General features: G+C 73.9%; 26 protein-coding genes and 1 pseudogene. 19 read left to right on the top strand and 8 right to left on the bottom strand.

The window, feature by feature from the left end; genetic code table 11:
* Window positions 1-101: 101 nt before the first annotated feature.
* The 3 genes and pseudogenes from ACF09K_RS09140 to ACF09K_RS09130 all read right to left on the bottom strand — a co-directional run.
* Window positions 102-362, bottom strand: coding sequence for a Txe/YoeB family addiction module toxin (locus ACF09K_RS09140; protein ID WP_392241854.1), 261 nt, complete (start codon window positions 360-362; stop codon window positions 102-104).
* Between the two features lie 9 nt (window positions 363-371).
* Window positions 372-629, bottom strand: coding sequence for a type II toxin-antitoxin system Phd/YefM family antitoxin (locus ACF09K_RS09135; protein WP_392242423.1), 258 nt, complete (start codon window positions 627-629; stop codon window positions 372-374).
* A gap of 87 nt (window positions 630-716) precedes the next feature.
* Window positions 717-881, bottom strand: a pseudogene (locus ACF09K_RS09130) (aminotransferase); the annotation flags it as partial.
* Window positions 882-982: 101 nt separating this feature from the next.
* On the opposite strand from ACF09K_RS09130, the gene ACF09K_RS09125 reads away from it, so the two are divergent.
* Window positions 983-1,252, top strand: coding sequence for a type II toxin-antitoxin system Phd/YefM family antitoxin (locus ACF09K_RS09125; RefSeq protein ID WP_005483715.1), 270 nt, complete (start codon window positions 983-985; stop codon window positions 1,250-1,252).
* A complete protein-coding gene (locus ACF09K_RS09120; RefSeq protein WP_363087484.1) occupies window positions 1,245-1,508 on the top strand; it encodes a type II toxin-antitoxin system RelE/ParE family toxin in 264 nt (87 codons plus the stop codon). Before ACF09K_RS09125 ends, ACF09K_RS09120 begins: the two co-directional genes overlap by 8 nt.
* Window positions 1,509-1,524: 16 nt before the next feature.
* On the opposite strand, the gene ACF09K_RS09115 is transcribed toward ACF09K_RS09120, so the two are convergent.
* Window positions 1,525-2,724: a pyridoxal phosphate-dependent aminotransferase gene (locus ACF09K_RS09115; protein WP_392241852.1), complete on the bottom strand. Its 1,200-nt coding sequence runs from the start codon at window positions 2,722-2,724 to the stop codon at window positions 1,525-1,527.
* Window positions 2,725-2,866: 142 nt separating this feature from the next.
* Between ACF09K_RS09115 and ACF09K_RS09110 the strand changes: the two genes are divergently transcribed.
* The 11 genes from ACF09K_RS09110 (at window position 2,867) to kynU (ending at window position 14,196) form a co-directional block, all read left to right on the top strand.
* The gene (locus ACF09K_RS09110) at window positions 2,867-3,211 is read left to right on the top strand and encodes a hypothetical protein (protein WP_392241851.1); all 345 of its coding nucleotides are present in this window, start codon (window positions 2,867-2,869) and stop codon (window positions 3,209-3,211) included.
* 391 nt (window positions 3,212-3,602) lie between these two features.
* A complete protein-coding gene (locus ACF09K_RS09105) occupies window positions 3,603-4,172 on the top strand; it encodes a DUF2617 family protein (protein ID WP_392241850.1) in 570 nt (189 codons plus the stop codon).
* 36 nt (window positions 4,173-4,208) lie between these two features.
* Entirely contained in the window at window positions 4,209-5,867 is a 1,659-nt protein-coding gene (locus ACF09K_RS09100) for a polyamine aminopropyltransferase (protein ID WP_392241849.1), read from the top strand.
* 315 nt (window positions 5,868-6,182) lie between these two features.
* On the top strand, window positions 6,183-7,136 hold the full coding sequence (locus ACF09K_RS09095; protein WP_392241848.1) for an SRPBCC domain-containing protein: 954 nt from the start codon (window positions 6,183-6,185) through the stop codon (window positions 7,134-7,136).
* A 71-nt stretch (window positions 7,137-7,207) separates the two neighbouring features.
* Complete coding sequence (locus ACF09K_RS09090; RefSeq protein ID WP_392241847.1) at window positions 7,208-8,077, top strand: aldose 1-epimerase; 870 nt, start codon at window positions 7,208-7,210, stop codon at window positions 8,075-8,077.
* A gap of 10 nt (window positions 8,078-8,087) precedes the next feature.
* On the top strand, window positions 8,088-8,639 hold the full coding sequence (gene pyrE, locus ACF09K_RS09085; protein ID WP_392241846.1) for an orotate phosphoribosyltransferase: 552 nt from the start codon (window positions 8,088-8,090) through the stop codon (window positions 8,637-8,639).
* Window positions 8,640-8,785: 146 nt separating this feature from the next.
* Window positions 8,786-9,817 carry a class II fructose-bisphosphate aldolase gene (gene fbaA / locus ACF09K_RS09080; RefSeq protein ID WP_392241845.1) on the top strand — a complete coding sequence of 344 codons (1,032 nt, stop codon included), beginning with the start codon at window positions 8,786-8,788 and terminating at the stop codon, window positions 9,815-9,817.
* Between the two features lie 89 nt (window positions 9,818-9,906).
* Window positions 9,907-11,397, top strand: coding sequence for an MFS transporter (locus ACF09K_RS09075; RefSeq protein ID WP_392241844.1), 1,491 nt, complete (start codon window positions 9,907-9,909; stop codon window positions 11,395-11,397).
* Between the two features lie 72 nt (window positions 11,398-11,469).
* Complete coding sequence (locus ACF09K_RS09070) at window positions 11,470-11,883, top strand: DUF3151 domain-containing protein (protein WP_366059049.1); 414 nt, start codon at window positions 11,470-11,472, stop codon at window positions 11,881-11,883.
* 290 nt (window positions 11,884-12,173) lie between these two features.
* Entirely contained in the window at window positions 12,174-13,004 is an 831-nt protein-coding gene (locus ACF09K_RS09065) for a tryptophan 2,3-dioxygenase family protein (protein WP_392241842.1), read from the top strand.
* Window positions 12,997-14,196 carry a kynureninase gene (gene kynU, locus ACF09K_RS09060; RefSeq protein WP_392241840.1) on the top strand — a complete coding sequence of 400 codons (1,200 nt, stop codon included), beginning with the start codon at window positions 12,997-12,999 and terminating at the stop codon, window positions 14,194-14,196. Before ACF09K_RS09065 ends, kynU begins: the two co-directional genes overlap by 8 nt.
* A gap of 53 nt (window positions 14,197-14,249) precedes the next feature.
* Here the strand turns inward: kynU and ACF09K_RS09055 are convergent, their stop codons facing one another.
* Window positions 14,250-14,858 carry a TetR/AcrR family transcriptional regulator gene (locus tag ACF09K_RS09055; protein WP_392241839.1) on the bottom strand — a complete coding sequence of 203 codons (609 nt, stop codon included), beginning with the start codon at window positions 14,856-14,858 and terminating at the stop codon, window positions 14,250-14,252.
* 209 nt (window positions 14,859-15,067) lie between these two features.
* On the opposite strand from ACF09K_RS09055, the gene ACF09K_RS09050 reads away from it, so the two are divergent.
* The 4 genes from ACF09K_RS09050 (at window position 15,068) to ACF09K_RS09035 (ending at window position 19,487) form a co-directional block, all read left to right on the top strand.
* Window positions 15,068-15,958, top strand: coding sequence for an alpha/beta hydrolase (locus ACF09K_RS09050; protein ID WP_392241837.1), 891 nt, complete (start codon window positions 15,068-15,070; stop codon window positions 15,956-15,958).
* 246 nt (window positions 15,959-16,204) lie between these two features.
* A complete protein-coding gene (locus ACF09K_RS09045; RefSeq protein WP_392242421.1) occupies window positions 16,205-17,560 on the top strand; it encodes a sensor histidine kinase in 1,356 nt (451 codons plus the stop codon).
* Window positions 17,557-18,222 (top strand): response regulator, encoded by a 666-nt coding sequence (locus ACF09K_RS09040; protein WP_392241835.1) that lies wholly within the window; start codon window positions 17,557-17,559, stop codon window positions 18,220-18,222. Before ACF09K_RS09045 ends, ACF09K_RS09040 begins: the two co-directional genes overlap by 4 nt.
* A gap of 44 nt (window positions 18,223-18,266) precedes the next feature.
* Entirely contained in the window at window positions 18,267-19,487 is a 1,221-nt protein-coding gene (locus ACF09K_RS09035; protein ID WP_392241834.1) for a cytochrome P450, read from the top strand.
* A 65-nt stretch (window positions 19,488-19,552) separates the two neighbouring features.
* Here the strand turns inward: ACF09K_RS09035 and ACF09K_RS09030 are convergent, their stop codons facing one another.
* Together ACF09K_RS09030 and ACF09K_RS09025 are read right to left on the bottom strand one after the other, a co-directional pair.
* Window positions 19,553-21,133: an ABC transporter permease gene (locus ACF09K_RS09030; RefSeq protein ID WP_392241832.1), complete on the bottom strand. Its 1,581-nt coding sequence runs from the start codon at window positions 21,131-21,133 to the stop codon at window positions 19,553-19,555.
* Window positions 21,130-22,044, bottom strand: a complete 915-nt coding sequence (locus ACF09K_RS09025) for an ATP-binding cassette domain-containing protein (RefSeq protein WP_392241831.1) — start codon at window positions 22,042-22,044, stop codon at window positions 21,130-21,132. Before ACF09K_RS09025 ends, ACF09K_RS09030 begins: the two co-directional genes overlap by 4 nt.
* A 73-nt stretch (window positions 22,045-22,117) precedes the next feature.
* On the opposite strand from ACF09K_RS09025, the gene ACF09K_RS09020 reads away from it, so the two are divergent.
* Window positions 22,118-22,633: a GbsR/MarR family transcriptional regulator gene (locus ACF09K_RS09020; RefSeq protein WP_392241830.1), complete on the top strand. Its 516-nt coding sequence runs from the start codon at window positions 22,118-22,120 to the stop codon at window positions 22,631-22,633.
* Window positions 22,634-22,679: 46 nt separating this feature from the next.
* Here ACF09K_RS09020 and ACF09K_RS09015 read toward each other — a convergent pair whose 3' ends face one another.
* Window positions 22,680-23,516, bottom strand: coding sequence for a diacylglycerol kinase (locus tag ACF09K_RS09015; protein WP_392241829.1), 837 nt, complete (start codon window positions 23,514-23,516; stop codon window positions 22,680-22,682).
* Between the two features lie 242 nt (window positions 23,517-23,758).
* Here ACF09K_RS09015 and ACF09K_RS09010 point away from each other — a divergent pair, with 242 nt between their 5' ends.
* Window positions 23,759-25,042, top strand: coding sequence for an adenylosuccinate synthase (locus ACF09K_RS09010; RefSeq protein WP_392241827.1), 1,284 nt, complete (start codon window positions 23,759-23,761; stop codon window positions 25,040-25,042).
* Window positions 25,043-25,200: the final 158 nt, after the last annotated feature.

Raw genomic sequence — 25,200 nt, 5'->3', positions numbered from 1 at the left:
CCGGTGAGGATCCGGAACCCGGCATCAATCGTTGTCGGCCTGCGTGAGCGCTGCGTGACACAGGGGTCGGCAGGCGCTGTGCTCGATCAGGTCGAGTCCTGTCAGTTCTCGTAGTGGTAGCGGCACTGCGCGATCAGGACACTGTCCTCGGTGGCCTTGTAGACCAGTCGGTGCTCGTCGTTGATGCGGCGCGACCAGTACCCCTGGAATCCGTGCTTGAGCGGCTCCGGTTTGCCGATCCCCTCGTTGCCGTTCCGGGCGATGTCCGCGATGAGCGTATTGATGCGCTTGAGGGTCTTCCGGTCCTGGAGCTGCCACCACAGGTAGTCCTCCCAGGCGCGGGAGGAGAAGGTGATCTTCATTCCCGGCCTTTATTCTCCGGTCGCCAGCTCGCGCACGGTGCCGCCGCCGTTTTCCAGTTCGTCGATGGACGCGAGCAGGCGCCGGGCGTTTGCCGGGTTCCGCAGCAGGTACGCCGTCTCCTTCAGGGACTCGTAGTCCTCAAGGGAGACGATGACGACCGGCTCACGCCCGGCCCGGGTGATGACGACCTCTTCGCGGTCGTCGGTGACGGAGTTGAGCACCTCGGCGTACCGCGCGCGCGACTCGGAATACGACATGGTCTTCACGATCGAACCTCCTTCAACGTACAAGAAATTGTACGTGGGCCCTTGTGGTGTGGGCAAGCGCCGGAACAACGGCTGCGATCGGGTGCGCCTTCGGCGCGGAAGTTCCGCGCCGAAGGCGTCGAAGTGGGTGTCGGGGAGGGTCAGGGCCTCGGCGACGGCGTACTGGAACGGGCCGGACGCGACGTACGTCAGGAACTGCTTGGCCGAGCGCACGGCCGAGACCGGCGGGGGCGGGGCCGTCGCCCAGGCGACGCCTCGTTCGCGCACGTATTCGCGTGAGGGTCCACGGAGCTGCATGCTCGAGAGACAGTGGGCTGTTGTGTACACATGAGACACTCGGTACCCTTGGGTGCATGACGCAGCCCATGCCCATAGAGTCGATCCGCGATGTCCGGGCACACCTGGCCGAGGTCGTGGAGCGGGCCGACCGGGACGACGTACCTACCGTCATCACCCGGCGCGGCAAGCAGGTCGCTGCCGTGGTGTCCATCGAAGTGCTGCGCAAGTACCAGGAGTGGGAAGAGCGCGAGATCAACCGGATCATCGACGAGCGCATGACCAACCCGGCACCCGGCATCCCTATCGAGGACATCATGAGGGAGACGCTGGCGCGCAGTGAGTGAGTATCGCACCGTCTTCCGAGCCGAGGCTCAGGCCGAACTCCGCAAGGTGCCGCGAGACATGGCCCTCCGTATTCTGGCCAAGCTGGCTGAGCTGGAGAACGACCCGATGGGGTTCAACACCACGGCCCTCGTCTCCCAGCCCGACCGGCGGCGCCTACGGGTGGGCGACTACCGCGTGATCTACACAATCGACAACGGCGAGCTGGTGGTGTGGGTCGTGCACGTCGGGCATCGCTCCACCGTCTACGACACCTGAGCGCTCCTGACATGGGTCAGTGCGCGAACGCCTTGCGGAGCCGTTCCGCCGCGTCCGCCAGTACCTCGACGCGTTTGCAGAACGCGAAACGGATGTACGGCGCGCCCGCGTCCTTGTGGTCGTAGAAGACCGCGTTGGGGATGGCGACGACGCCCGCGCGTTCGGGGAGGGAGCGACAGAAGGCGATGCCGTCGCTCTCGCCGAGGGGCCGGATGTCGGTGGTGATGAAGTACGTGCCGGCCGTCCGGAACACCTCGAACCCGGCGTCCGCGAGCCCCGTCGCCAGTAGGTCCCTCTTGGTCAGCATGTCGGCGCGGAACGCCTCGAAGTAGCTGTCCGGCAGCGCGAGCGCTTCGGCGACGGCGTACTGGAACGGGCCGGAGGCGACGTACGTCAGGTACTGCTTCGCCGAGCGCACGGCCGACACCAGCGGGGCCGAGGCCGTCACCCAGCCGACCTTCCAGCCCGTGAACGAGAAGGTCTTGCCGGCGCTTCCGATCGTCACCGTCCGGTCCCGCATGCCCGGCAGGGTGGCCAGGGGGACGTGTTCGGCACCGTCGAAGATCAGGTGCTCGTACACCTCGTCGGTGACGACCAGCAGGTCCCGTTCCACCGCCAGTTCGGCGATCGCGGTCAGCTCCTCGCGGGTGAGGACCGTGCCGGTCGGGTTGTGCGGGGTGTTGATCAGCAGGAGGCGCGTGCGGTCCGTCACCGCGTCGCGCAGCTCGTCGAGGTCGAGGCGGAAACGGGCCTGGCCGGGGTCGGCCCGCAGCGTCACCGGCACCCGCGTGGCGCCCGCCATGGCGATGCAGGCCGCGTAGGAGTCGTAGTACGGCTCCAGGGCGACGACCTCGTCGCCCGGCTCCAGCAGGGCCAGCAGGGCGGCGGCGATCGCCTCGGTGGCGCCCGCGGTGACCAGGACCTCGGTGTCGGGGTCGAACGTCAGGCCGTAGCGGCGGTGCTGGTGCCCGGCGACCGCCGCGCGCAGCTCGGGGACGCCGGGGCCCGGCGGGTACTGGTTGCCGCGCCCGTCCCGCAGCGCCCGCACGGCCGCCTCGCGGATCTCCTCCGGTCCGTCCGTGTCCGGGAAGCCCTGGCCGAGGTTGAGCGACCCCGTCCGCAGGGCCAGCGCGGACATCTCGGCGAAGACCGTCGTCCCGAACTCGGCGAGACGGCGGTTGAGGAAGGGGCGTGCGGTGGCGGTCATGCCGGTCATCCTGCGCCCAAGCTCTGGAGTTCCTCAAGTGCGCTTTGGCGGCCGCGGCGGCCGGGCATCCCCCGTGCACGCACCGGTCGTACCGGTTGCGCGAGGCGCCCACGGGGGGCCGCTTCGGGGGATTCGGAAGGAGGGTGGAGCCATGGCAGTCGGCATCATCCTGGCGGTACTCGCAGTCGTCGTCCTGCTGGTGGTCGTCATCGTCACGGCCGTCCGCAGGAGCACCGCCGGACACCGGGGACCGTCCCGGCCCGGCACCCGCTCGCGCGGGGGAGGCGGTGGCGGCAGCAGTGGGGACAGCGGCGGCAGCTGGTGGGCCGCCGGCGGCGGGGCCGCCGTGGCGTGCGGTTCCTCCAGTGACTCGGGCAGCGACTCCGGCGGCTCCCACTCGGGCGGCGGTCACTCCTGCGGCGGCGGATCCTCGTCGTCCTGCGGGGGCGGCTCGTCCTGCGGGGGCGGAGGCGGCGGATGCGGCGGAGGCAGCTGACACGGGGCAGCTGAGCTTCCCCGGGGAAGCCGCATCCGGGCCGCGGGGCCGCCCCCTGACCGAGGGCGCCCGCGGTCGTCCCGCGTCCGGCGGGCGGGACCGGGCGGGACCGCTTCCGGGCCGCTTCCGGGCCGCCCGGCGCGCGCCGGGGTTGAACAGTTGAGCTGTGGAGCCCTCTGAGGGATGGAAACCCCGCGAAGTTGGGTAAAAACGCTGTGGCGTCACCACAGTTCATGATTCCCTCTAAATCACCAACGCAGCCCCTCGGACCCCTCGGACGTCCCGCGCGGACGTCCTCCCCACGCCGGGCCGGCCGGGGCCGACTTCCCCCCGGAGCCACCGGGGGTGTGCCGGACCTTTCCTCTTCTGTGCGTCCTAGCGGAGCCGAGTCATGCTCACGACCCTGAACACCTCCTACACCGACACGTGCGCGGCCGACCTGGCCTGGGCCCTGGGGCGCGAGCCGCTGCCCGCCCTGGCCACGCTCGATCTCGAACTGTCGGGAGCCATAATCGAGTTGAGGCTCCTCGGCGCCTCGCACCAGGTACTGCTGGAGGGGGAGCGGGGCTCCTGTTCCGAGACGGTCGCGTGCATCCCCGGCAGCAGCACCCCCCTCCCGCTCGGCGTCGCCAAACGGGTGGGCGACTGGGAGTACGAGTTCGCGGCCCGCGTCGAGGCGCTCACGCCGGACCGGTTCGCGAGCCGGGCCCAGGAACTGCTGGCCCTGGTCTCCGACCACCCGCACGGCCTCGCGGGCGTCTTCCCGGGCAGCCCGCACGCCTTCACGGCCCTGCTCGCGCAGCGCCACGAGGGCCAGGTGCACTGGCGGACCTGGCACGCCTACCCGCAGGACGGGCACCTGGTGGCGACGAGGACGCGGGTGAGCGCGAGAGTGCCGGCGCCCGTGACCGCCTCAAACCCGCGGCACCCGATCGACCGCGAATCCCACACGTGTGGGTGACAAAAGGTGCCGTAATCGTCACGTAACGTCGCAGTCGTGATCGAACCGCACGCACCGGCCCCGCCCGGCGCGACATCCGGCGGCGCGACGCCCGGCGGCGCGACGCCCGACGGCGCGACGCCCGGCGCGGTGACGCCCGGTGCGGCGTCCGGTGTCCCGCCCGTCGCACCGCACGGTGTTCCGGCCGGCGTCCCCCCGGGCGCTCCGAACTGGTGCGGGCCCACGCGGCTGCCCGTCCGGCCGGGCACCGGGCGGTTCCTGGTGCTCGCGTGCGTGTTCGTCTGCGCGGCCTGCGGTCTGGTCTACGAACTCGAACTGGTCGCCCTCGCCTCGTACTTGATGGGCGACTCGGTCACCCAGGCCTCCGTCGTGCTGTCCGTCGTGGTGTTCGCGATGGGCATCGGGTCCCTCGCGGCCAAACGGCTGCGCCGCCTCGCCGCCGCCGGGTTCGCCGCCGTCGAGGTGGCCCTCGCCCTGGTCGGCGGCTGCAGCGCCATGGCCCTGTACGCCGTGTTCGCCTGGACGGGCGGCTGGGGCGGCCTGTGGGGGGCCGGCCCGCGCGTCCTGCTCGTCGTCTTCTGCCTCGTCATCGGCCTGCTCATCGGCGCCGAGGTGCCGCTGCTGATGGAACTGATCCAGCGCGTCCGCCGCCAGGACGCGGGCGGCGCGGTCGCCGACCTGTTCGCTGCGGACTACGTGGGCGCGCTGGTCGGCGGCCTGGCCTTCCCCTTCCTGCTGCTGCCCTTCCTGGGCCAGCTGACCAGCTCCCTGCTGACCGGCGCGGTCAACGTGATCGCCGGGGGCGCCCTCGTCCTCGGCCTGTTCCGCCGCGACCTGACCCGCCGCGCCCGCCGGCTCCTCCTCGCCGCCGTCGTCACCGTCCTCGCCGTCCTCACCTGCGCCGCCGTCCTCGTCGACGACTTCGAACAGGCGGCTCGCCACGCGGTCTACGGCGACGACGTCCGGGTCGCCCTCCACACCGGCGTCCAGGAGATCGTCCTCACCGGCGGCACCGGTGGCCGCCCCCTCGCCCTCTACCTGGACGGCCGGTTCCGCGGCGGCGGCCACGACTGGCTCCGCCGCCACCGGGCCCTGGTCCGCCCCGCGACGGCCGGCCCGCACGCGCGCGTGCTCGTCCTCGGCGGCGGCGACGGACTGGCCGTCCGCGAACTCCTCGCCCGCCCCGGCACCCGCCGCGTCGACGTCGTCGACCTCGACCCCGCCCTGATCCGGCTGGCCCGCGCCGACCCCGGGCTCTCCCGCCTCAACGGCCACGCCCTCGACGACCCGCGCGTCCGCGTCACCACCGGCGACGCCTTCCGCCAGCTGCGCGGGACCCCGCCGGGGACGTACGACGTGGTGGTCGCCGACCTGCCCGACCCCGGCATGACCGCCGGCACGAAGCTGTACTCCCAGGAGTTCTACGGCCTCGCCCGCCGCGCCCTGCGCCCCGGCGGCCGGCTCGCGGTCCACGCCGGCCCGGTGGGCGTCCGGCCGTACACCTTCTGGACGGTCGAGACGACGATGCGCGCGGCGGGTCTGCGCACCGCCCCCTACCGGGCCGGGGGCGGCGAGGGCTTCGTCCTGGCCGCGGTCGGGACCCGCCCCGGCCTGCGGCTCGGCCCCGGCGAACAGCCACTGCGGGCGGGCCCGGCCGGCCTGCGGGCCTCCACCCTGGTCCACCCGCGCCACTGAAGGGGCCTCGGCCCCGGCGCGCTCGTGCTGTGGGAGAAACCCGCCCCGGTCCGCCCGTGCTGTCGGAGGGGCCTCCACCCCCGGTCCGCCCGCGCCGCTGAAGGGGCCCGCCGGTCCGCCCGCGCTGTGGCAGGGACCTCGGCCCCGGTCCGCCCGCGCCACGACGGGCCCGCCGGGCCGCCCGCGTCGCCGGGCGCGCGCAGGGTACGCCCGCGTCGCAGGGCGCGCGCAGGGTACGCCCGGCCGGTGCGCGGGTGGTGCCGATCCAGGTTTCGGCGGGTGCATTCCCGGACCCGCTGGGTAGGCTCCGGCCTTATGGAGCATGAGGTGTTCGTTCCGGTTCCGGCAGAGCGACTGCGGGCGGCCCTCGCCGACCCCGCGCGGGTGGCCCGGGCCCTCCCCGGCTTCCAGCAGGACGCGGGCACCGAGCCCGTCGCCGGCCGGCTGAAGCTGCGCGTCGGCGGCCACACCGTCACCTACCGCGGCGCCCTGCGCGTCACCGCCCGCGAGGACGGCGGGTACGCCGTCGAGGGCGACGCCACCGAGGCCCGCGGCTCCGGAACGGTCGGACTCGCGCTCACCCTGGGCCTGCGGGACACCGACGGGGCCACCACGCTCCGCTTCGCGGGTACGGCGACGGCGGACGGCCGGATCGCGGAACTCCCGGCGGACGCCGTGCACTCGGCGGCCGTACGCCTGCTGGACCGGTGGGCGGAGAACCTCGGGGCGGAAGCGAAAACGGAAGCGGAGGCACAGGCAGAAGCCGGGGAACCTCCCGCCACGGCCACCGTCACCGAGGCGGAGGCCGTCGCCGAGACCGAGGCCGTCACCGAGACCGGAAGCGAGCCCGAGGTCCCCCCGCCGGGACCCGGCGTTCTGGACTCCGTGAACGGGTCGCTCGACGCGGACGACCTGGACGACGATGTCGAAGACACCGACGGCCTCGAAGACACCGACGACCTCGACGACGTGGAGGACCTCGACGACGTCGAGGACGTGCTCGACGCGGATCCGGCGGACGCGGTCGGCGCCGTCGCCGGGTTCCCTGACCCCGGCGTCCCCCCGGCCGAGGCCGCGCACGCGCGCCGCACGATGATCGGGCGCAGCGCGGAGGAGGTGGACCACGCCCCGCCGCGCGGCCGGTACGCCCCGGTCCCGGCGCCGCAGACGGTCGCCCGGGACGGCGTCCTGCGCTGGGCGGGCCCCGCGGCCGCGCTGGCGGTGGCGTCGGCGATCGTGGTCGGCCGCGCGCTGCGGCGACGCCGGTGACCCGAACGCCGGTGACCTGAACGCCACGGTGACACCCGACGCCCCCTTGATCACCTCGATAGGGTCGTCCCGTGAGTGACGAAGACTTCACGCTGACCGCGGGAGACGCGGAGGTGACCGTCCGGCCCGGCAACGGCGGGCGGGTCGGAGGACTGCGCGTCGGCGGAGCGGAGCTGCTGCGGCAGGGCGACCGCTTCGGCTGCTTCCCGATGGTCCCCTGGTGCGGGCGGATCAGGGACGGCCGCTTCCGGGACGGCGCGGACGTGCGGCAGATGCCGCTCAACGCCCCTCCGCACGCCATCCACGGCACCGTCCGCGACGGCGCCTGGAAGGTGGCCCGCAGGTCGGCGGACGAGGCGGTCCTGACGTACGACCTGGTCGACCCCTGGCCCTGGCCCGGCCGGGTCACGCAGATCATCGCGCTGACCGAGGACGCGCTGACGCTGTCCATGGCGGTGGAGACGCACGGCTCGTCGTTCCCGGCGCAGATCGGCTGGCACCCCTGGTTCAACCGGAACCTCGGCGGCGGGACCAGCGGAACCGGCCAGGCCGGCCAGCCCGCTGGAACCGGCCGGACCACCGAGACCACCGAGACCGGCGCGGCCGGCGCGGCCGTGCAGGTCGCCTTCGACGCCGCCTGGCAGGAGGAGCGCGGCGCGGACCACCTGCCGACCGGCAACCGGATCGAGCCGAGACCCGGCCCCTGGGACGACTGCTTCGGCATGCCCGACGGCGTCTCCGTGTCCCTCACCTGGCCGGGCCGGCTCCGGCTGGAGGTGACGAGCCCCGAGAAGTGGGTCGTCGTCTACGACGAGCAGGAGGCCGCCGTGTGCGTGGAACCGCAGACCGGCCCGCCCGACGGCCTGAACACCCTCCCGCGCCTGGTCACGCCCCTGGAGCCGCTGGAGGCCACGACCACCTGGTCCTGGACCCGCCTCTAAGCTGAGGGGCATGACGGACGACGTACGCGGCGCGCTGCTGCAGCAGATCAAGGACAAGGCCGTGGTGCACGGCAAGGTGACCCTCTCCTCGGGTCTGGAGGCCGACTACTACGTCGACCTGCGCCGCGTCACCCTCGACGGCGAGGCCGCCCCGCTCGTCGGGCAGGTGCTGCTCGACCTGACCGCCGAGCTGGACTTCGACGCGGTGGGCGGGCTGACCATGGGCGCCGACCCCGTCGCCGGCGCGATGCTGCACGCCGCCGCCGCGCGGGGCCGCAGGCTGGACGCCTTCGTCGTGCGCAAGGCGGCCAAGGCGCACGGGATGCAGCGGCGCGTCGAGGGCCCCGACATCAAGGGCCGCCGGGTCCTGGTCGTCGAGGACACCTCCACCACCGGCGGGTCCCCGCTGACCGCCGTGGAGGCCGTGCGGGAGGCGGGCGCCGAGGTGGTGGCCGTGGCGACCATCGTGGACCGGGCGACCGGCGCCGCGGAGAAGATCGAGGCGGGCGCGGGCGTGCCGTACCTGTTCGCCTTCTCGAAGGATGAACTGGGTCTGGACTGACGAGCCGGTATGACCTGGACTTGACCGGCGCACGGACCGGCCGCGCAGGTCTGGAAAGATGGGCGCGACGACGACGTCGAACCCCAAGGTCTAGGTCAGGGCCGTAAGACTCAGAACGCCAACCCGCACACCCAAGGAGCGGACGAATGCCCATCGCAACCCCCGAGGTCTACAACGAGATGCTCGACCGGGCGAAGGCAGGCAAGTTCGCCTACCCGGCCATCAACGTCACCTCGACCCAGACCCTGCACGCGGCTCTGCGCGGCTTCGCCGAGGCGGAGAGCGACGGCATCATCCAGATCTCCACCGGCGGCGCCGAGTTCCTGGGCGGCCAGTACAGCAAGGACATGGTGACCGGCGCCGTCGCGCTCGCGGAGTTCGCGCACATCGTCGCCGAGAAGTACCCGGTCACGGTCGCCCTGCACACCGACCACTGCCCGAAGGACAAGCTCGACGGGTACGTGCGTCCGCTGCTGGAGATCTCCCGCAAGCGCGTCGAGGCCGGCCTCGGCCCGCTGTTCCAGTCCCACATGTGGGACGGCTCCGCGGAGACCCTCGCCGACAACCTCTCCATCGCGCAGGAGCTGCTCGCGAAGGCCCGCGCCGCGCGGATCGTCCTCGAGGTCGAGATCACCCCGACCGGCGGCGAGGAGGACGGCGTCTCGCACGAGATCAACGACTCCCTCTACACCACGGTCGACGACGCGCTGCGCACCGCCGAGGCCCTCGGCCTGGGCGAGAAGGGCCGCTACCTGCTCGCCGCCTCCTTCGGCAACGTGCACGGCGTGTACAAGCCGGGCAACGTCGTGCTCCGCCCCGACCTGCTGAAGGAGCTCAACGACGGCGTCGCCGCCAAGTACGGCCAGCCGGCCGGCAGCAAGCCGTTCGACTTCGTCTTCCACGGCGGCTCCGGCTCCTCCGCGGAGGAGATCGCGACCGCGCTGGAGAACGGCGTCGTCAAGATGAACCTCGACACGGACACGCAGTACGCCTTCACGCGTCCCGTCGTCGACCACATGTTCCGCAACTACGACGGCGTCCTCAAGGTCGACGGCGAGGTCGGCTCGAAGAAGACCTACGACCCGCGGACCTGGGGCAAGCTGGCCGAGGCCGGCATGGCCGCGCGCGTCGTCGAGGCCACGCAGAACCTGCGCTCGGCGGGCACGAGGATCAAGTAACGGCCCGCCGGCCGGGTCCTTCCCGGTCTGCGGCGCCGTACCCCGCGAGCCCGGTGCCTCGGCGCCGGGCTCGCGGTATACCTGGGACCATGCCCGACGTCCGGCTGGCCTCGTCCCGGGGCAAGTGGATCCTGTTCACCACGGTCCTCGGCTCCGGCATGGCGATGCTGGACTCGACCGTCGTCAACATCGCCCTGCCCCGCATCGGCCGCGACCTCGACGCCGACCTCGCCGCCCTCCAGTGGACCTCCAACGCCTACCTGGTGACGCTGGCCGGGCTGATCCTGCTGGGCGGCTCCCTCGGCGACCGGTACGGCCGGCGCAAGGTCTTCGTGGTCGGCGTGGTCTGGTTCGCCGTCGCCTCCCTGCTGTGCGGGCTCGCCCCGAACGCCGGCGTGCTGATCGCCGCCCGCGCCCTCCAGGGCGTCGGCGGCGCCCTCCTCACCCCCGGCTCCCTCGCCCTCATCCAGGCCTCCTTCCACCGCGACGACCGCGGCCGGGCCGTGGGCCTGTGGTCCGGCTTCGGGGGCATCGGAGCGGCCGTGGGGCCCTTCCTGGGCGGCTGGCTGGTGGACGGCCCCGGCTGGCGCTGGGTGTTCCTGCTCAACGTGCCGCTCGCCGCGCTGTGCGTGCCGGTCGCCCTGCGGCACGTCCCCGAGTCGGGCGACGGGACGGCGCACGGCCGCTTCGACGTCCTCGGCGCCGTCCTGGGCGCGGTCGCCCTCGCGCTCGTGACGTACGCGCTGATCGAGGCGGGCGAGGGGTCCGCGGCCGTGGCGGTGGCGGCGGTGGCCGGCCTGGCCGCCGCGGTGGCCTTCGTGCACGTCGAACGGCACCGCCCCGACCCGATGCTGCCGCCCGGCATCTTCGCCTCCCGCCAGTTCACGGCCGTCAACCTGGTCACCCTGTGCGTGTACGCGGCCCTCGGCGGCTTCTTCTTCCTGTCCGCCGTCCAGCTCCAGGTCGTGGCCGGCTACTCCGCCCTCGGCGCGGGTACGGCCCTGCTGCCGACGACCGTCCTCATGCTGCTGCTCTCCGCCCGCTCCGGTCAGCTGGCCGAGCGGATCGGCCCGCGCCTCCCGCTCACCGCCGGCCCGCTGCTGGCCGCGGCCGGGATGCTGCTGATGCTCCGGGTCGGCCCCGGGGCCTCCTACCCCGCCGACGTCCTGCCCGCCGTCCTGGTCCTCGGCCTCGGCCTGGTCACCCTGGTCGCCCCCCTGACCGCGACCGTCCTGGCCTCGGTCGACGTCTCCCGCGCGGGCCTGGCCAGCGGCGTCAACAACGCGGCGGCCCGCGCGGCGGGTCTCTTCGCGGTGGCCGCGCTGCCCCTGCTGACCGGGATGGGCGCGGAGGCGTACCGCTCGGCCGACGCCTTCGACGACGCGTTCGGGCAGGCCATGCTGTGGTGCGCGGGGGCACTGGCCGTCGCCTCGCTGATCGCCTTCACGACCGTGCGCCGCCCGCCGCCGGACTGCCGCCGCCCCGAGTGCAGGACCCACGGGGCCGTACTGGCACCCCCGCTGGAGGGGCAGCGGACGGCGGCGCGGCCGCCGGCGGGGCCCGCGGACCCGGAGAGCTGAGAGGAAGAGGGGCGGAGGGCGGGACCGCGACCCCGTCGGCACGCACCCCGGCGGGTCCCCCAGACTGGACCCATGTCCATTCACGAGAACCTGCTCGGGGGACCGCCCCCGACCCACCTGCCCGACGACCCCGCGCCCCGCGAGCTGCTCGCGGCCGGCACGGCCCCCGCCGACGTCGCCGCGAAGTACCCCACGTCCTCGCTGGCCTGGGCCCGGCTCGCCGACGACGCGTTCGAGCGCGGCAGCGTGGTGGAGTCGTACGCCTACGCCCGCACCGGCTACCACCGCGGCCTGGACAGCCTGCGCCGCAGCGGCTGGAAGGGCCACGGACCGGTGCCCTGGGAGCACGAGCCCAACCGCGGCTTCCTGCGCGCCCTGCACGCCCTCGCCCGCGCCGCCGGGTCGATCGGCGAGCAGGAGGAGTACGAGCGCTGCACGCAGTTCCTGAAGGACTCCTCGCCGACGGCGGCCCAGACGCTGGGCTAGTCCGGGCCCGAGGCCGAGGCCGAACCTGGGCCCGGGCCGGTCCTGGGCCCGGGCCGGTCCTGGGCCCGGGCCGGTCCTGGGCCGGTTCCCGGCCGGTCCCGGCCGGGTTCTGGGCCGGCCTTGGTCCGGTTCCCGGCCGGCTCCCCCGGGGTGCGGGTGCGCCCTGTGTGATCGGGCGGGTCTTGCACTTTCGGGTGACGATTGCGGAAGATGCCCCCTGGGGACCGGGGCCCCCGTGTCGGTAACGGCAGGGGCGGACCGCTACCCGGAGTACATATCAGGAGACAGCGATGTCCCACGAGGCTCACGAGCCCGAGACCCCGCATCTCGACTTCGCCGGCACGACGCCGTACGAGGACTACGTCAAGGCCGACGTGCTCACCCATCTCCAGCACACCCTCTCCGACGACCCCGGAGAGATGGTCTTCCTGGTCACGACCCAGGTGATGGAGCTGTGGTTCACGGTGATCGTCCACGAGTGGGAGACCGCGGCCGGGGCCCTGCGCCGGGACGACGTGCCGACGGCCGTCGCCGCGCTGAAGCGCTCCGTGCGCGAGCTGGAGGCGCTGAACGCCTCCTGGAAGCCGCTCGGACAGCTCACGCCGGCCCAGTTCAACTCGTACCGCGGCGCGCTGGGCGAGGGCTCCGGCTTCCAGTCCGCGATGTACCGCCGCATGGAGTTCCTGCTCGGCGACAAGTCCGCGTCGATGCTCGTCCCGCACCGCGGGGCCCCGCGCGTCCACGCCGAGCTGGAGAAGGCGCTGCACGAGCCGAGCCTCTACGACGAGGTGCTGCGGCTGCTCGCCCGGCGCGGGCACGCGGTCCCGGAGGCCGTGCTCACGCGGGACGTCTCCCGGCGCTACGAGCCGTCGCCGGAGGTGGAGGCGGTGTGGACCGCCCTCTACGCGGGCGACGAGTCCGACGAACTCGCGCGCCTGGGCGAGGCGTTGACCGACGTCGCCGAGCTGGTGTGGCGCTGGCGCAACGACCACCTCGTCGCCACCCGGCGCGCGATGGGCGCCAAGACGGGCACCGGCGGTTCGGCCGGCGTGGCCTGGCTGGAGAAGCGCGCGCAGAAGAACGTGTTCCCCGAGCTGTGGACGGCGCGCTCCCATGTCTGACCTCTCCTCCAGGGCCCGCGGGCTGGACTCCGCCGACGGACTGGCCCACAAGCGCAAGGAGTTCGTCCTCGACGAGGTCGTCTACCTCGACGGCAACTCGCTGGGCGCGCTGCCCGTGGCCGTCCCCGGGCGGCTGGACGACGTCGTGCGCCGCCAGTGGGGCGAACTGCGCATCCGCTCCTGGGACGAGAGCGGCTGGTGGACCGCGCCCGAGCGGATCGGCGACCGCGTCGCCCCGCTGGTCGGCGCGGCCGCCGGGCAGATCGTCGTGGGCGACTCCACCAGCGTCAACGTGTTCAAGGCGCTGGTGGGCGCGGTGCGGCTGGCGGGGGAGGAGCGGGACGAGATCCTCGTCGACGCGACCACCTTCCCCACCGACGGCTACCTCGCGGAGTCGGCGGCCCGGCTGACCGGCCGCACGCTGCGGCCGGTGGACCCGGCGCAGGTGCCGGCGGCCCTGTCGGACCGTACGGCCGCGGTGCTGCTCAACCACGTCGACTACCGCACCGGCCGGCTGCACGACCTGCCCGCCCTCACCGCCGCCGTGCACGCGGCGGGCGCGCTCGCCGTCTGGGACCTGTGCCACAGCGCGGGCGCGCTGCCGGTCGGCCTCGACGAGCACGGCGTGGACCTCGCGGTCGGCTGCACCTACAAGTACCTGAACGGCGGCCCGGGTTCACCGGCGTACCTGTACGTGCGGCGCGCGCACCAGGACCGCTTCGACTCCCCGCTGCCGGGCTGGAACTCGCACGCCGAACCGTTCGGCATGCGGCCCGCCTACGAGCCCGCCCCGGGCGCCCCGCGCGGGCGCGTCGGCACCCCGGACATCCTGTCGATGCTCGCGCTGGAGGCGGCGCTGGAGGTCTGGGAGGGCGTGTCCGTCGACGCGGTCCGCGCCAAGTCCCTCGCCCTGACGGACTTCTTCCTGGAGTGCGTCGAGGCGTACGTCCCCGACGGCGCGGTGGAGTGCCTCACGCCCCGCCCGCACGAGCAGCGGGGCAGCCAGATCGCCCTGCGCTGCGACGGGGCGGACGACGTGATGCGCCGTCTGATCGCACGCGGAGTGGTCGGCGACTTCCGCCGGCCGGACGTGCTGCGCTTCGGTTTCACCCCGCTGTACGTGGGGTTCGGGGACGTGGAGCGGGCGGCGGCGGTGCTGGGGGAGGTGCTGGGCGAGGCCTCGGGGAGCTAGGCCCCCACCCCGGGTCTCCCGGCCTCGTGGCCTCGTCCCTCACGCCGGCCCGGTCATCCGGTACGGACGTACACCCCTGCCGCGGCGGCGGCGTGCGCGGCCCGCGCGGCCCGCTCCGCGGCGGGGGCGTCCGGCACCACCCCCGCGGTCAGCCACTCGTAGTACAGCGGCGCCGAGACCGCCCGCACCACCGCCCCCGCGTCGGTCCCCGCGGGCAACTCGCCCCGCTCCACTCCCTGTTCCACGCACGGCGCCCACTCGGCCACCCGCACCGCGTAGAACCGCCGCAACGCCTGTGCCGTGCGCGCGTCACAGGCCGCCGCCGCGATCACCGCCCGGAACAGCGCCCCCTGCCGGACGTCGGCCAGCGTCCGCCGCACGAGGGCCGCGTTGGCCAGCAGGTCGGTCATGACCGCCCCGGTCTCCGCGCGGGGCGACGACGTCTCCGCCATCTCGGCGAGGAGATCGGCGACCAGTCCCGTCACGGACCCCCACCGCCGGTACACGGTCGTCCTGCCGACCTCCGCCCGCCGCGCGACGTCCGCGAGGTCGAGCCGGTCGAAGCCCTCCTCGGCCAGGACGTCCCCGGCCGCCCGCAGCACGGCGGCCCGCACACGTGCGGTACGCCCTCCGGGACGCACGGTGCCGGGCTCGGCGGACATGACGGCCTCCTCGGTGCGCGTACGGGCGGCCTCCCGCCCCAGGACACCAGCGTAACGAGACGGCAGGACCGTTTACCCCTCACCGAGCGTGACAACCGCGTGTCCGCGCACGTCACGGGCCTGATACCGTCCCCGCCAACGGCCGGATCCCCACCGGGGCCGCCAGAACCGTTCCGCCCAATTCCGTTCTGCCGCTGAGAGGTTGGAGCATGCCGGACGACGCCGTCGCAGCCCGGGCCGCCGCCGAGGAGGAGTCGGCCTTCTCGCACCCGGCGGTCGAGCCCGACGCCACCGCCGCCTACGGCGACCATCCCGACCAGCTGATCGACTTCTACGCGCCGCGCGGCGCGGCCGGCCCCGCGCCGGTGGTGGTCGTCCTGCACGGAGGGGCGTGGCGGGCGCCGTACGACCGCCGGCACCTCACGCCGTTCGCGCACTTCCTGGCACGGCGGGGCTTCGCCGTGGCCAACGTGGAGTACCGGCGGGGCGCGGCCGCCTCCGGGGGCGGGGCCGCCGCGGGACCTGGCGGGGCGACGGCGGCGGGCCGCTGGCCCGAGACCTTCGACGACGTCGCCGCCGCGCTGGACGCGCTGCCCGCCCTCGTCCGGGAGGCCCTGCCGCAGGCGGACGTCCGCCGCACGGTGCTCACCGGCCACTCCGCGGGCGGCCACCTCGCGCTGTGGGCCGCGGCCCGGCACCTCCTGCCGGCCGGCGCGCCCTGGCGCGTCGACGGGCCGCCCCCGCTGCGCGGCGTGGTCGCCCTCGCCCCGATCGCCGACTTCGGGGTCGCGGAGAAGCTCGACGTGTGCGGCGGTGCGGTGCGGCAACTCCTCGGCGGCGAGGCGCACGCCGGCGAGCGGCGGCCGTACGCCGACCCCGCGCTGCTGCTGCCGACCGGCATCGCGACGACCCTGGTCCAGGGCCGTACCGACCTGATCGTCCCGGAGGCCGTCGCCGAGTCGTACGCGGACGCGGCGGCGAAGGCGGGCGAGGTGGTGGGCCTGACGCTGCTGGAGGACGTCGGCCACTTCCCGCTGATCGACCCGGCGGCGGACGCGTGCGCGGTGGTGGCGGAGGAGATCGCGCAGCTGGCGTGGTGAGGGGTCCGTCCCCCGTGCCGGGGCCCGTCCCCCGTGCCGGGGCCCGTCCCCCGTGCCGGGGCGACGGTCGCCCTGACCGTCTTCGCCCTGCTCGACCGCGCACGCGGACGCCGTCACGACGCGTCCGACGGCACCGCCCGGCACCCGCTCTCCGGCTCGTAGTACTTGAGAGGGATCCGCCGGAACCCTTCTCACTGGTGACGACCGCTCACCCCGTCTCCGCCTACGGTTCTGACCGTGACCGAGATGACCGAGACGATCCAGACGCAGACCACGCCGCCTGACGACCCGTACGCGGCGTACCGGCCGCGCAGCCCGGAGGTCCGGGCCGCCCTGGGCGCGCTGCGGGGGCTGCGGGAGGACCTGTTCGAGGATGCCTTCGCCTACCGTCCGCTGCCCCGCCGCGTGCCGGGCGGCCCCCTCACCCGCCGGCTGACCGGCCGCAGGCGGGTGTACGCCACCTGGTCCCGGCACGCGCTGGTCGGGGCGGCCGGCGCGTTCGCCTTCCTGGCCTCCCTGGCCGAGGACGGCGGCCCGGTGGGCATGATGTGCGGGCTGCTGGCGCTGGCCCCGGTGCTGCTGACCCTGGTCCGCCCGGTGGGGGCGTTCTGGCTGTCGCTGGGGTCGACCACACTCGTCGCCGCCTTCGGCTCGGCGTGGAGCGACTGGCCGTGGCTGCCGGGCACCTTCGTCTCCCACCTCGTCGTGCTGACGGTCGTGGCGATACGCACCCGGCCGCGCGCGACGGCCTGGATGTGGCTGCTGACCTTCGCCTACGGCCTCGGCGCCCAGGCGCTGTTCGGGGGGAGCCACTACTCCACCAACGTCGGACCGATGCTGGTCCTCTCGGCGCTCGTCCTGCTCGCCGTCACCGTCTGGCACATCCGCCGGCAGGCCGAGGAGGAGGTCACGGCCCAGCAGACGGTGACCGCGCACGAGCGTTCGCGGCGCACGCTGCTGGAGGAGCGCACCACCATCGCCCGCGAGCTGCACGACGTGGTCGCCCACCACATGTCGGTCGTCGCCATCCAGGCGGAGGCCGCCCCCTACCGGGTGGAGAACCCGCCGCCCGAGCTGGAGAAGGCGTTCGCGACGATCCGGGAGAACGCGGTCGCGGCCCTGACCGAGCTGCGCCGGGTCCTGGGCGTGGTCCGCGCCGAGGACTACGAGGCCCCGGACGCCCCGCAGCCCACGCTCGCCGAGCTGGACGGGCTGCTGGCCAACGTGCGCGAGGCCGGCCTGCCGGTCGAGAAGGCGGTGACCGGCGCGGTGCGCGAACTGCCGCAGGGCGTGGAGCTGTCGGCGTACCGGATCGTGCAGGAGGCCCTGAGCAACACCCTGCGGCACGCGCCCGGCGCGAGCGCCCGCGTGGAGATCGGCTACGTGCTCGGCGGGCTGGGCCTGCGCGTCGTCAACGGCCCGCCGGCCGACCTCGCCCTGGTGAAGCCCTCGCCGGGGGCCGGACACGGCATCACGGGCATGCGGGAGCGGGTGACCATGCTGGACGGCGAGATGACGGCGGGCCCGACGGGGGACGGCGGCTACGAGGTGACCGTGTTCCTTCCGGTGCCGCCGGCCGCGACGGTCGACGGTGCGGCATGACCATCCGGGTACTGGTCGCGGACGACCAGATGATGGTCCGCGAGGGCTTCTCCGTCCTGCTGAACGCGATGCCGGACATCGAGGTCGTCGGCGAGGCGGTCAACGGCCGCGAGGCGGTGGACCGGGTGCGTGAACTGGCGCCCGACGTCGTCCTGATGGACATCCGGATGCCCGAGCTGAACGGCATCGAGGCGACGCGGGAGATCGTGGCCGCCGACGGCACGGCGAAGGTGCTGGTCCTCACCACCTTCGACCTCGACGAGTACGTCTACCAGGCGTTGCGCGCCGGAGCCTCCGGCTTCCTGCTGAAGGACGCCTCGGCCCGCCAGCTCGCCGACGGGGTGCGGGTCGTGGCCGCCGGGGAGGCGCTCCTCGCCCCGTCCGTCACCCGGCGTCTGATCACCGAGTTCTCCCGGCTCTCCGACGGCCCCCGGCTGCCCCGCGCCGCCCAGGCGTCCTACGGCGACCTGACCGAGCGCGAGACGGAGGTCCTGGTCCTCATCGCGCAGGGCCTGTCCAACGCGGAGATGGCCGAGCGGTTGGTGGTGGCGGAGTCCACGATCAAGACGCACGTCAGCAGGATCCTGGTGAAGCTGGGCCTGCGGGACCGCACCCAGGCGGCGGTGTTCGCCTACGAGGCGCGGCTGGTCAGACCGGGGTGAGGCGCCCCTGGTCAGCGGCGGGGCCCACGGGCTAGCGTCCGGTCATGACAGCAGCCGACGACCTTCGCTTCGATCCCTGGGACCCGGCGTTCACGGCCGACCCGTACCCGGCGTACGCCGAACTGCGGGAGCGGGGCCGGGTGATCCGGTACGAGCGCACCGACCAGTGGCTGGTGCCGCACCACGCGGACGTCTCGGCGCTGCTGCGCGACCGGCGGCTCGGGCGGACCTACCGGCACCGTTTCACGCACGAGGACTTCGGGCGGACGGCGCCCCCGGCGGAGCACGAGCCGTTCCACACGCTCAACGACCACGGGATGCTCGACCTGGAGCCGCCGGACCACACCCGGATCCGGCGGCTGGTGTCGAAGGCGTTCACACCGCGCACGGTCGAGCGGCTCGAGCCGTACGTGGAGCGGCTGGCCGGTGAACTGGTCGACGGGCTGGTGGCGGCCGGCGGCGGCGACCTGCTGAGGGACGTCGCCGAACCGCTGCCGGTGGCGGTGATCGCCGAGATGCTGGGGATCCCGGCGTCGGAGCGGGCCCCGCTCAGGCCGTGGTCGGCGGACATCTGCGGGATGTACGAGCTGAACCCGTCCGAGGAGACGGCCCGCCGGGCGGTGCGGGCGTCGGTGGAGTTCTCCGCGTACCTGCGGGAGCTGATCGCGGCCCGCCGCGAGGAGCCCGGCGACGACCTGGTCTCCGGGATGGTCGCCGCCCACGACGAGGGCGACCGGCTCACCGAGCAGGAGATGATCTCGACGGCCGTGCTCCTGCTGAACGCGGGCCACGAGGCGACGGTGAACGCCACGGTCAACGGCTGGTGGGCGCTGTTCCGCAACCCCGGCCAGCTGGCGGCCCTGCGCGCCGACCACGCGCTGGTCCCCTCCGCCGTGGAGGAGCTGATGCGCTACGACACCCCGCTCCAGCTCTTCGAGCGCTGGGTCCTCGACGAGATCGAGATCGACGGCACGGTGATCCCGCGGGGTGCGGAGATCGCGATGCTGTTCGGCTCCGCCAACCACGACCCCGCGGTCTTCACCGACCCGGGCCGCCTGGACCTCACCCGCGCGGAGAACCCGCACATCTCCTTCAGCGCGGGCATCCACTACTGCATCGGCGCCCCCCTCGCCCGCATGGAGCTGGCCGCCTCGATGCGGGCCCTCCTGGAGAAGGCCCCCACGCTGCGCCTCGCGGCGGAACCCGTCCGCACACCGAACTTCGTGATCAGGGGCCTGCGGGGACTCGACGTGGAGATCGCCTGAACTGTCCGGCTCCGGGTCGGGCCTCCGGCCGGAAGCCCGCCCCGTGTCCGGGCCGTCCCCTCACCTCACGTGGTCATGTCCCGTCGGCGCAGTCCCGCGACGCCGGCCGCGACCAGGGCCGCCGCCAGCGCGGTGAGCGTCAGTACCGGGCCCCACTCCATGCCGCCACCCGGCAGCTTGGGCAGGTGGCCGAAGGGGGAGAGGTCCAGCACCGCCCGCGGAACGTCCAGCGCGGGGCCGATCCAGCCGATGACCAGCACCGCGCCGGCCACCCCCCACGCGACCGGGGCCAGCCGCGGGGCGAGGCCGTACAGGAGGACGGCGAGGCCGCCGACCGTCCACACCGCGGGGAGCTGGACCAGGCAGCCGGCCAGGATCGGGCCCGCCTCCCGGCCGTGGCCCGCGGCGAGGCCGAGGCCCGCCAGCAGCATGATCAGGGCGGCGCCGCCGAAGGCGATCGCCAGGTGGCCGGCGGCCCAGCGCAGCCGGCCGACCGCGTTCGCGAGGACCGGTTCGGCCCGGCCGGAGGTCTCCTCGCCGTGCAGCCGCAGGACCGAGGCGACGACGTACAGGGCCGCGACCAGGCCCAGCATGCCGGTCATCGCGGCGAGGAAGGCGTCCGTGAGCGCCGACTGCCCGCCCATCCGCTCGAAGATCTCGCGGGCCCGCTCGTTGTCGCCGACCAGGTCGGCCGCGCCCTCCGCCATCGCGCCGTAGACGACGCCGGCGAGGAGGAAGCCGATGCTCCAGCCGAGGACGCTGCCGCGTTGCAGCCGCCAGGCCAGTCCCCCCGCCGTGCGCAGCCGGCCCGCGGCCCGTCCCGGCCGGGTCGGCAGGAAGCTCATCCCGAGGTCCCGGCGGCCCGCCAGCACGTACGCCGTCGCGCCCTGCGCGGCGATCGCCGCCGCGAACAGCGCCAGCACCCACCAGCGTTCGTCCGCGAAGGGCCGCAGGTTCTCCAGCCAGCCGAGCGGGGAGAGCCAGGTCAGCACGGAGGAGCCGTCGTCCGTCGCCGAGTCGCCCGCCGCGCGCAGCACGAACGCGGCGCCCAGCACCCCCGAGGCCAGCCCCCGGGCCAGCCGCGCGCTCTCGGTGAGCTGCGCGGCGATCGCCGCCGTGGTCGCGAAGAGCATTCCCGTGGCCGCGAGCCCCAGCCCGAGGGCCAGTGCCCCGGCCGCCCCGTGCCCCGCCAGTCCGACGGTCACCAGCAGGGCCAGGACCGCGTCGGCGACCCCCGCCGCCAGCAGCGCCGACGTCAGCGCGGCACGCCGCCCCACCGCCCCGGAGGCGAGCAGCTCCTGGCGGCCGCTCTCCTCCTCGTCACGGGTGTGCCGCACGACGACCAGGAGGCTGGTGACGGCGGCGAGGGCACCGGCGTAGACGCCGATCCGCCAGGCGGTGAGGGCGCCCAGGGAGTCGTCGAAGACCGGGCCGACGAGGGCGCGCAGCGAGGAGTTGGCCGCCATCTGGTCCTTGAGGGAGGCGCGTTCGGCGGCGGTGCCGTACAGGCTCTCCAGGGTGTTCGGCAGGGAGAGGACCATCAGGGCGTTGACGCCCACCCAGAGGGGGATCGTCACCCGGTCGCGGCGCAGCGCGAACCGCAGCAGCGTCGCGGTGCCCGAGAGCTGGGGCGCGAGGGCGCTCACCGGTCCACCGCCCCGGTGGTGCCGGCGGTGCCGGTCTGGTAGTGGCGCAGGAACAGTTCCTCCAGCGTCGGCGGTGTCGACGTCAGCGACCGCACGCCCGTCGCGCTCAGCGACCGCAGGACGGCGTCCAGCCCGTCGGCGTCGACCTGGAGCCGCACCCGGCGGCCCTGTACGTCCAGGTCGTGGACGCCGGGCAGCCGTGCCAGCCCGTCGGGCTCGCCGGCGAGTTCGGCGGTGACGCTGGTGCGGGTGAGGTGGCGCAGGTCGGCCAGCGAGCCGGTCTCGACCGTGCGGCCCTGACGGATGATGCTGACCCGGTCGCAGAGTTCCTCGACCTCGCTGAGCAGGTGCGAGGACAGCAGGACCGTACGGCCCCGCCGGCGCTCCTCGGCCACGCACCGCTGGAAGACCTCCTCCATCAGCGGGTCGAGGCCCGAGGTCGGCTCGTCCAGGACGATCAGGTCCACGTCCGAGGCGAATGCGGCGACCAGGGCGACCTTCTGCCGGTTGCCCTTGGAGTAGGTGCGGCCCTTCTTGGTGGGGTCCAGCTCGAAGCGTTCGACCAGTTCCGCGCGGCGCCGCGCGTCCAGGCCGCCGCGCAGCCGGCCGAGGAGGTCGATGACCTCGCCGCCGGACAGGTTCCGCCACAGGGTCACGTCGCCGGGGACGTACGCGATGCGGCGGTGCACCTCCACCGCGTCCCGCCAGGGGTCGCGGCCGAGGATCCGCGCGGTGCCCGAGTCGGCGCGCAGCAGGCCGAGCAGGACGCGGATGGTGGTGGACTTGCCGGAACCGTTGGGGCCGAGGAAGCCGTGCACCTCGCCCGTGGCGACCTCCAGGTCGAGGCCGTCGAGCGCGTGGGTTCGGCCGAAGGACTTGTGCAGTCCGGACACCGTGATGGCCTTCGTCATGCGTCAGAACGTACGCTTGCTTCAGAAATTTGTGAAGTTAAGGAAGTGTGAAAACGGTCGTTAGGATGTGGCCATGAGCGAAGCAGCGGGTACGGGGGCCGGCGCCGGGGGCGGGCGGGACGCGGACGCCGTGTCGAGGTTCGTCGAGTCCTTCGCCGCGCAGCTCGTCGAGGCGGGCATGCAGCGCATGGCCGCACGGGTCTTCGCCGCCCTGCTGGCCTCCGACTCCGGGGCCCTCACCTCGGCCGAACTGGGCGAACAGCTGCGGATCAGCCCCGCGGCGGTGTCCGGCGCCGTCCGGTACCTGTCGCATCAGCACATGGTGGCGCGCGAGCGTGAGCCCGGTTCGCGCCGGGAGCGCTACCGGGTGCACAGCGACCAGTGGTACGAGGCCCTCACCAACCGCGAGACCGTCCTCAAGCGCTGGGAGGCCGCCCTGCGCGACGGCGTCGCCAGCCTCGGCGCCGACACCCCCGCGGGCAGCCGGATGGCCGAGACGCTCGCCTTCTTCGAGTTCGTCGAGGGCGAGATCGCGGCCATGATGGAGCGCTGGCGCACCCACCGCGAGCAGGTCTTCGGCAAGGGCTAGACGCCCACCGCCGGGCCGACCGCGCGTGGCTCGGCCCCTCGGCTCCTCACCGCCCCGGCAGCACCAGCCCCAGCGCGCCCTCGCGGACCACCCACGTCCGCCGCCGTACGGGCCCCGCCACCGTCGCGTCGGCCCGGTAGCGGAAGTCGGCACCGGACACCGTGACGGTGCGGCCGCGCGCCTCCAGCGGGGACGCCTCCGCGCCCACCGACACCGGCCGGACCTCCACCGCCGCCGTGCCGGAGGCGTCCGGGGTCACCGACACGGCCTCGACCGGCTGGTCCAGGTCGACCAGCGTCACCCCGTCGACCTCGACCCGCAGCCGGGCGGGGCCGGGCGCCGGCGGGGCCGGGGCCGGCCGGGACGGCGCCAGCGTGCGCACCAGGGACCGGCAGGTCCGCAGCCACGGCCGTACGCCGTCCGCGTCCGGCCGCGCGTCCGGGTCGGACAGCGGCGGAATCCGCAGCGCGCCCAGGACAACCCCGTCGCTGTCGTCGACGAGCAGGTCCAGACGCCGCTCGGCGCCGTCCAGGACGGCCCGCGCCGCCGCGACCGTGCCCGGGGGCACCCCCAGGGAGTGCGCGACGCTCAGGGAGCCGCCCACGGGCACCATCGACAGCACGCATCCGGCCAGCTCCCGCCGCCGGTGCAGCAGGGTCACCGCCCGCAGCAGCGCGCGGTCGTCGCCGATCACCACCGGCCGCCGCGAGCCGCGGCGGGCGAGGACCCGGGCGAATTCCTCCGCGTCCTCCGGGAGGCACACTTTCGCCGCCGCACCCGCGCTGAGCACGTCTTTCGCGATCCGCACGGACTCCCCGTCCGTCCTCCGGGCGACCGGATCGATGATCACCAGCAGCTGCTCCGGCGTCGCGAAAGTCGCCACCTCGGTCCTGCCTCGCTTCCTCGGGTAGCATCTTTGTGCAAGAGCCCCTTGCGCTATTGCGCCAGGGGCTTCGTCTATTCCGGGGCATCCGGGTCCGACGGTGTGCGACCGAAGGCGGTCGCGTGGCGGCCGATGACGGTCGCGGTGCCGCGACCGACGACGGTCGTGGTGCACGTGGTGGTGAGAGTCGCCGCGTACGCCCCTGACCCTGGACATGCCCCACCCGGAAGGGGTGTACGCGCGTGCCCGCACTTGTGCTGCTCGGTGCTCAGTGGGGTGACGAGGGCAAGGGAAAGGCCACCGACCTGCTCGGCGGCTCGGTGGACTATGTAGTGCGCTACCAGGGCGGCAACAACGCCGGCCACACGGTCGTCGTGGGCGACCAGAAGTACGCATTGCACCTCCTCCCTTCCGGAATCCTGTCGCCCGGATGTACGCCCGTCATCGGAAACGGAGTCGTCGTCGATCCGTCGGTCCTGCTCTCCGAGCTGAGCGGTCTGAACGAGCGAGGCGTCGACACGTCGAAGCTGCTCATCAGCGGCAACGCGCACATCATCACGCCCTACAACGTGACTGTCGACAAGGTGACGGAACGCTTCCTCGGAAAGCGGAAGATCGGCACCACGGGACGGGGCATCGGCCCGACCTACGCCGACAAGATCAACCGGGTCGGCATCCGCGTACAGGACCTGTACGACGAGTCGATCCTGGAGCAGAAGGTCGAGGCGGCGCTCGACGTCAAGAACCAGCTGCTGACCAAGCTGTACAACCGCCGCGCCATCGCGGTCGAGCAGGTCGTCGAGGAGCTGCTGGGCTACGCGGAGAAGCTGCGCCCGTACGTCGCCGACACGGTCCTGGTGCTCAACCAGGCCCTGGAGGACGACAAGATGGTCCTCTTCGAGGGCGGCCAGGGCACGCTCCTGGACATCGACCACGGCACGTACCCCTTCGTCACCTCGTCGAACCCGACCGCGGGCGGCGCCTGCACCGGTGCCGGCGTGGGCCCGACGAAGATCAGCCGGGTCATCGGCATCCTCAAGGCGTACACGACCCGCGTCGGCGCCGGCCCGTTCCCGACGGAGCTGTTCGACGAGGACGGCGCGGCGCTGCGCCGCATCGGCGGCGAGCGGGGCGTCACCACCGGCCGTGACCGCCGCTGCGGCTGGTTCGACGCGGTCATCGCCCGCTACGCGACCCGCGTGAACGGCCTGACCGACTTCTTCCTCACCAAGCTCGACGTCCTCACCGGCTGGGAGCAGATCCCGGTCTGCGTGGCGTACGAGATCGACGGCAAGCGCGTCGAGGAACTCCCGTACTCGCAGAGCGACTTCCACCACGCGAAGCCGATCTACGAGACCCTCCCGGGCTGGTCCGAGGACATCACGAAGGCCAAGACCTTCGAGGACCTGCCGAAGAACGCCCAGAACTACGTCAAGGCGCTGGAGGAGATGTCCGGCGCCCCGATCTCCGCGATCGGCGTGGGCCCGGGCCGGGACGAGACGATCGAGATCAACTCGTTCATCTGAGGCACCACCCGGGACACCGCCGGGGACCGGCCGACGGGCGGCCCCCCCCCCCCCGGCGGGGGGGGGGGGGGGCCCCCGGCCCCCCCCCCCCGGGGGCCCGCGCCCCGGGGGGGGGGGGCACCATGCAAGACCCCGGGGCCCCGGGGCGGGGGGGGGGC

Source organism: Streptomyces sp. NPDC014882 (assembly GCF_043081325.1).
In the GTDB taxonomy this organism is placed as follows: Bacteria; Actinomycetota; Actinomycetes; order Streptomycetales; family Streptomycetaceae; genus Streptomyces.
The sequence above is the reverse complement of the archived record's forward strand: the minus strand, read 5'-3'. Positions and strand labels throughout refer to the sequence as shown.